6 protein-coding genes and 2 pseudogenes are annotated in these 6376 nt (G+C 68.9%); 2 read left to right on the top strand and 6 right to left on the bottom strand.

Annotation, left to right across the window (positions count from 1 at the left end; translation table 11 throughout):
* Both GA0115259_RS30585 and kdpC read left to right on the top strand, forming a co-directional pair.
* Positions 1–445 (top strand): annotated as a pseudogene (locus GA0115259_RS30585) (potassium-transporting ATPase subunit B); the annotation flags it as partial.
* 116 nt (positions 446–561) lie between these two features.
* A complete protein-coding gene (gene kdpC / locus GA0115259_RS30590; RefSeq protein ID WP_093603015.1) occupies positions 562–1191 on the top strand; it encodes a potassium-transporting ATPase subunit KdpC in 630 nt (209 codons plus the stop codon).
* Between the two features lie 90 nt (positions 1192–1281).
* Here the strand turns inward: kdpC and GA0115259_RS30595 are convergent.
* From GA0115259_RS30595 to GA0115259_RS30620, 6 genes and pseudogenes are all read right to left on the bottom strand, one after another.
* Positions 1282–1689 (bottom strand): annotated as a pseudogene (locus tag GA0115259_RS30595) (VOC family protein); the annotation flags it as partial.
* Positions 1690–1782: 93 nt separating this feature from the next.
* Positions 1783–2175: a helix-turn-helix domain-containing protein gene (locus GA0115259_RS30600; RefSeq protein ID WP_176732708.1), complete on the bottom strand. Its 393-nt coding sequence runs from the start codon at positions 2173–2175 to the stop codon at positions 1783–1785.
* Between the two features lie 68 nt (positions 2176–2243).
* On the bottom strand, positions 2244–2720 hold the full coding sequence (locus GA0115259_RS30605; RefSeq protein ID WP_345941047.1) for an SDR family NAD(P)-dependent oxidoreductase: 477 nt from the start codon (positions 2718–2720) through the stop codon (positions 2244–2246).
* 12 nt (positions 2721–2732) lie between these two features.
* On the bottom strand, positions 2733–3851 hold the full coding sequence (locus GA0115259_RS30610; protein WP_256098215.1) for a lysylphosphatidylglycerol synthase transmembrane domain-containing protein: 1119 nt from the start codon (positions 3849–3851) through the stop codon (positions 2733–2735).
* Between the two features lie 92 nt (positions 3852–3943).
* Positions 3944–4600, bottom strand: coding sequence for a response regulator (locus GA0115259_RS30615; protein ID WP_093603021.1), 657 nt, complete (start codon positions 4598–4600; stop codon positions 3944–3946).
* A gap of 22 nt (positions 4601–4622) precedes the next feature.
* Positions 4623–5963, bottom strand: coding sequence for a sensor histidine kinase (locus GA0115259_RS30620; RefSeq protein ID WP_141716754.1), 1341 nt, complete (start codon positions 5961–5963; stop codon positions 4623–4625).
* Between the last annotated feature and the right edge of the window lie 413 nt (positions 5964–6376).

Genomic DNA, 6376 nt, shown 5'->3' on the forward strand with positions numbered 1-6376 from the left:
CACCGGCACCTCGGCCGCCAAGGAGGCCGGGAACATGGTGGACCTGGACTCCAACCCGACCAAGCTGATCGAGATTGTCGCGATCGGCAAGCAAATGCTCATTACGCGCGGTGCGCTGACGACCTTCTCGATCGCCAACGATGTCGCGAAGTACTTCGCGATCATCCCCGCGATGTTCGCGGTCGTGTATCCGGGCCTCGACAACCTCAATCTGATGCGACTGCACAGCCCGGAATCCGCGATCTCCTCGGCGATCATCTTCAACGCGCTGATCATCGTGGCGCTGATCCCGCTGGCCCTGCGCGGCGTCCGTTACCGCCCGTCGTCGGCGTCCGCGCTTCTGAGACGCAATATCTGGCTGTACGGGCTGGGCGGGCTGATCCTGCCGTTCGTCGGGATCAAGGTGATCGATCTGATCATCCAGTTCATTCCCGGCCTTGGGTGATCGAGCCTTGGGCGATCGATGAGAAGCAACCGGTGAACACAACCGGCGAAGACGACCAGTGAACGCAACCAGCGAACACAACCAGTGCAGAACCGAGTGGAAGGCGACCGACCGCCATGCCCTTGTCTCTCCGTACGCTTCTGCGGCACCATCTGTCGGCGCTGCGGATACTGCTCGTCCTCACCGTGATCACCGGAATCTGCTATCCGCTGCTGATCACGGGCATCGCCCTGGCGGCCTTCCCTTCCCAGGCCAACGGCTCGCTGCTCGGCGGAAACGGCGGAGCGACGGGATCGCGTCTGATCGGTCAGAGCTTCGATCTGCCGAAACGGGCCGGGCGGCCGGGCGGGCCGGATCCCAAGTGGTTCCAGCCCCGCCCGTCGGCGGCGGGCCCTTCGGGATACGACCCGACCAGCTCGGGCGCGTCCAATCTGGGACCCAACAATCCGGTCCTGATCAGGATGATCAAGGAGCGCAGGGCCGCGGTGGCCGCGTTCGACGGTGTGCCGCCGAGCAGCGTGCCCGCCGACGCGCTCACCGCCTCGGGCTCGGGACTCGATCCCCATATCTCACGGGCGTATGCGAACCAGCAGGTCAGCCGAGTGGCTAAAGTCCGTGGACTGAGTCCGGCGACGGTACGGAAGCTGGTCGCCGATCATGTCGAGGGCCGCGGCGGCGGCTTTCTCGGGCACGGGGATGTCGTGAATGTGGTGGAGCTGAATCAGGATCTCGCGGGAGTGGTGTGACCGGACGGACTCCGGTCGTCATCTCTCGGTCGTCACCCCTCGTCCGTCGCCTGCCGGTCGCCGCCTGTCGGACAGTCTTTGAATCTCCTCCGCGTTCAGCTGGGTGAAGCGGATGTGGTTGCCGAAGGGATCGCGGAGGCCGCAGTCGATTCCGTACGGGCGATCGGTGGGTTCCTCGGTGAACTCGACGCCTCGGCCCAGCAGCGTCTCGTATGTCTTACGGCAGTCGTCCGTGCTGAAGATGAGATGGCCGCCCGTCACACCCTTGGTCACCAGCTCGCGGACCTGCTGCGCCGTCTCCTCGGACATCGCCGGAGCGCCGGGCCTCTCCAGCAGGATCTGGCGCTCCGGGTGGCCGGGGACACTGACGGTCAGCCACCGCATGAAGCCCAGGTCGACATCGGCGTTGACCTCCAGGCCGAGCTTGCCGACGTAGAAGTCGAGGGCCTCGTTCTGGTCGAGGACGTATATCTGTGAGTGCGTGATTGCGTTGAACATGTGCGTCACGCTACCGGGCAAGTCGGACGAAAACTTATCCAAAACTGCTCAGCCGACGGACAGTACGGGCCGTGCGGACAGCGGATGGTCGGGTCACGCGCTCGGTCGCGTCCACGCCATCGTGAAGCATGTCGGTACGCCCGCCGGCGCCGCTTCCTCGCGGTATGTCCTCGGTGACCGGCCGACGATGTCGCGGAACGTGCGGCTGAAGGTTCCCGGGCTGCCGAAGCCGACCTGGAAGCAGATGTCCGTCACACTGTGGTCGGTCTCCCGCAGCAGGAACATCGCACGCTCGACACGGCGCCGCTGAAGGTAGCGGTGCGGCGTCTCGCCGAACGTGGCCCGGAAGGTGCGCGTGAAGTGCGCCGGGGACACATGGGCGACCCGGGCAAGGGCCGGTACGTCCAGCGGCTGCGCGTAGGCACGGTCCATCGCGTCCCGTGCACGAAGCATGCGGCGGTTGGACTCTTCCGTAGCGCGGCTCACGTTGCCATCACACCACGGTTTCCCCTGACAGGGCCTGGTGCACGGGGTTCCCTGGCGCACGGAGCCCTTTAACGCACGGAGCGGATCGTGCCGCCGTCGACGCGGATCGTGGCGCCGCTGATGTAGTCCGCCAGCGGGCCGGTCAGACAGGCCACGGCGCCCGCGATCTCCTCGGGCCTTCCCAGCCGGCCGATGTCGTTCGGTAGCAGTTCCCGCGCCGCTGCCCGCTCGATCTCCTCCCAGGTCTCGCCCCAGCCGTGGTCGGGCGCGATGTCGGTGAGCAACTTCCGTACCGAGTCCACTCGGATGGCGCCGGGCGCGACGACATTCGAGGTCACTCCGGTGTCCTTGAGTTCACGCGCGAGCGAGACGGCGAGATTGTGCCGGGCCGCCAGTGTCGCGTTGTAGTGCGGCTGCATCGGCAAGGGCCGGATGGCGAGACCGCCGCCGATCTGGATCACCCGTCCCCAGCGCACCTCGATCCGTTTCTGTTGATGCTGCGCTGACGATGTCGACAGCGTGGGCGGGGCTGACGTCTGACGGATGGACGGACGAACCTACTGGTCGTGCGGCTCCTGCTCCTGCTTCGAGTCCTGCTTTGACCGCTGGTTCGGCTCCCGCGCGGCTCCGTTGCGCTTCAAGGTCAGTACGAGCCCGCTCGCCCAGCCGATCGGCTGAAGGGCCCAGAAACTCACCACCCGGTACAGCAGCGTCACCGCGATCGCCTGATCCGCGCGCATCCCGTAGAGAACGAGCAGCGCCGTAAGGCTCGTCTCGACCACGCCCAGACCGCCCGGCGTAAGGCGCAGGCTGCCCGCGAACTGCGTCAGCCCGTACGCCACAAGGATTCCGGGCCATGGCACCTGGATACCGAGGCTCCATGTGGAGGCGATCAGGCAGGCCAGATCGAAGCCCCAGTTGAGCAGCGCCAGAGAGAACGGCCATACCCATGGGCGTAGGCCCGGCCGCGTACTGCGGATCTGCCGGCCCAGCCGCGTCAGTGACTCCTCGATCTCGAAGAGCCGCCGGGACCGCAGACCGATGCGTCGCCAGATACGCCACGCGCGCCGCCGTACCCGGGGAAACCGCGACAGGCCGGCCGCCGCGCCCACCACCACGATGACAAACACCAGCAACCCGATGACCAGCGGCAGCGCCCCGGCCACAGGCCCGGCGGAACCGCTCGCCAGCACACCGGCCAGCAGCAGTACGAGCAGACTGAGCGCGGACAGCAGCCCCGAGACCGCCAGTACGGTCCCCGCGAGCACCTGCCCCACTCCCCAGCGGCGCAGCCGCCGGAACACCCACGCCACAGCGAACGCCGCTCCGCCCGGCAGCGCGCCGGCGATGGCATTGGCCGTCAGCACGATGGCGGAGACACCCCACAGCCGCAACCGCGCACCGCCCGCCCGCAACAACCACTGCTGAAGCATCGCCACACAGAGCAGGGACGCCGCTTCGAACGCGGCGGCCAGGACGAGCCGTGACGGATGCACATGGGCGATGAGATCTACGGCGGTGACGAGCTCATGGCGGCGCGTGATGGCGACGACGACGGCAGCCGCGACGAGGACGGCGGCCACCACCCACCAGATGGGCCGCACCCCCGGCGGAGCCGCGTCCTCCGGCCCCCCGTTCTCCCCCTGCTGCTCCTGCCCCCGCCGGCGGGCTTCCACGGAGCCACGATACGACGCGCGGCCTGCGTTGATCCGCCGCGCCACCAGGGGCTCCTCCGGCGCGGCTGCCACATCTGCGGGTCCGCTTGGTGTCAGTCGTGGTCGCCGAGGCCCGCGTCGCGGGCCAGTAGGGCGGCCTGGACGCGGTTGCCGGTGCCCAGGGCGGTGAGGATGCGGCTTACGTGGGCCTTTACGGTGCTTTCGCGCATTCCTAGTGCTGTCGCGATCTCGGCGTTGGAGTCGCCGAGGGCCAGTCGGGCCAGTACGTCGGCTTCGCGAGGTGTGAGCCGGGAGACTCTCTTGCGTGCCTCCAGTGCGGCCGGGCGCGCGGCGTGGTGGTAGCGGTCGATCAGCCGACGGGCGGCGGCCGGGTGCAGCATGCCCTGGCCGGCCGCCACCACATGGACGGCCCGGATGATCTCGCGCGGATCCGTGTCCTTGAGCAGGAAGCCGTCCGCGCCGGCGGTGAGCGCGTCGTACACGTACTCGTCCAGGTCGAAGGTGGTGAGAGTGATCACCCGGGGCGGGACCGGAAGCGCGCGGAGGTGGCGGGTCGCGGTGATGCCGTCCATGCGTGGCATCCGTACGTCGACGAGGGCGACGTCGACCTTGTGCAGGCCCGCCTGTTCGATGGCGGCCAGTCCGTCCGCCGCCTCGGCGACGACGGTGAGTTCCGGATCGGTGGCCAGCAGATCGACCAGGCCGAGCCGCACCAGGGCGTCGTCGTCGGCCACGAGGACGTTGATCACGAGTTGGCCACCAGGGCATTGGTCATGTGAGGGAGGCCCGGGAGAGATCGGCCGAGGACACCGGCAGACGCGCGGAGAGCCGCCAGCCGCCGCCGGTGGCACCGGAGTACAGATGACCGCCCAGGGCCGAGACCCGTTCGGCCAGACCGATCAGGCCGTAACCGCTGGCCGAACCGGAGGTGGTGTTGACGGTGTTCGCGGAGTTCATGGCGTCCTCCGCCTCCGCCTTCACGGCCGGTCCGTTGACCACTTCGACCGTTGTCGCCGGCCAGCCGTAGTGCACACGTACTCCGACCGGTGTCGCGTGCGCGTGCTTACGGGCGTTGGTCAGGGCTTCCCGTACGAGCCGGTGCACCGCCAGCCGATGACTGGTGGACGCGCTCGCGGCGTCGCCGGAGATCTCCGACTCGATCCGCTGACCTGCGGCGCGTGCCTCGGCGAGCAGTTCGGCGAGATCCTGGAGGGCGGGAGCGGGGACGGCCGCCGTACGTCGTATGGGTTTAGGTGTTTCTCCGGGTGTCCCTTGAAGCGTGTCCCCGGGTGTGCCCCCGGCCGCGATCTCGTCCGTGGCCGCATCCGTGACCTCGGGCGTCCGCTCGGTGGTCTTCCCGGGCACTCCAGGCTCCCCGGGCTCGTCCGAGCGCAGCGCGCCCAGCACCTCGCGCAGATCGTCCAGTGCCTGCCCGGCCGTTTCCCGGAGCAGAGCTGTCCGTGCCACGGCGGCCGGCGGAAGCGTCTCCGCCTGTACCTGGAGTACTCCGGTGTGCAGCATCAACAGGCTCAGCCGGTGCGCGAGTACGTCGTGCATCTCACGTGCGATCCGCGCCCGCTCGGCCGATCGTGCCTGTTCCGCGCGGAGTTCGCGTTCCACCCGCAACTGTTCGACCTGGTCCTTCAGCGCTTCCATCAGCCGGCGCCGGCTGCCCGCCCACATGCCGAGGGCCAGTGCCAGGCCCGCCAGTACGGGATTGCCGAAGCCGGTCCACGTGCCGATGCGCCCTTCGAGGAGCGACTGCTCCCGTACCAGCGCGATGGCGAGCCACGGCAGCCCGGCGGCGACGGCGATTCCCAGGCACACCCACACCTCGCGCAACCGGTTGCGCGAGGCGGAGTGGTACAGCGTCACCAGGAGCGGCAGCATGCAGCCCAGGGCGACCGCGAGCAGCGCGAGGGCCGCCACGGTACGTGGAAGCCGGTAGCGACCGAGGGCATAGAACGAGGCGACCACGCCCACCCAGGGCGCGGGATCGGCCAGCGTGCCACCGGCCGACCGGAAGCCTTCCAGCAGGGACATCAGGGCGAGCGCCACCGCGGAAGGTGCCTCCACCCACATCGGAATACCGCGTCCGGGCTCGGATCTCACCTTGTCATCCTAAGGATGCGCGAAAGTCCCGTACCCCGACGGATGGGTACCGTCACCCCCGACTTTCGTCGTACACCGCCGTCGCACAACAGCCGATTTCCCGCTGTCCGGCGCTCCCTAGCGTCATCGGTATGGCTCTTCCTCCGCCCCGCACATCCCGCACATCCCGCACGTCCCGCGCCACCAGGCCCCACCACACCCCGGAGTCCCGGACCCAGGAGTCCCCCATCCCAGGGCCCCGTACCGCGGTGGCTCCGGCGCGCCGGGCGCGTACGCCCGCTTTTGTACGGAGCCCGGCCCGGCGGTTCGCCGACCGGCGGCTGTTCTTCGCCGAGACGTTCCGGACCTTCCGTACGACCGGGGCCGTGACGCCGAGCGGCCGGCGCCTCGCCGAGGCACTCGCCGCGCCGCTG

It is taken from the genome of Streptomyces sp. MnatMP-M17, from assembly GCF_900091995.1.
Classification (GTDB): Bacteria; Actinomycetota; Actinomycetes; order Streptomycetales; family Streptomycetaceae; genus Streptomyces.

Coding starts and splice junctions, on each gene's coding strand:
- kdpC (WP_093603015.1), top strand. CDS start 562: ATGCCCTTGTCTCTCCGTACGCTTCTGCGGCACCATCTGTCGGCGCTG.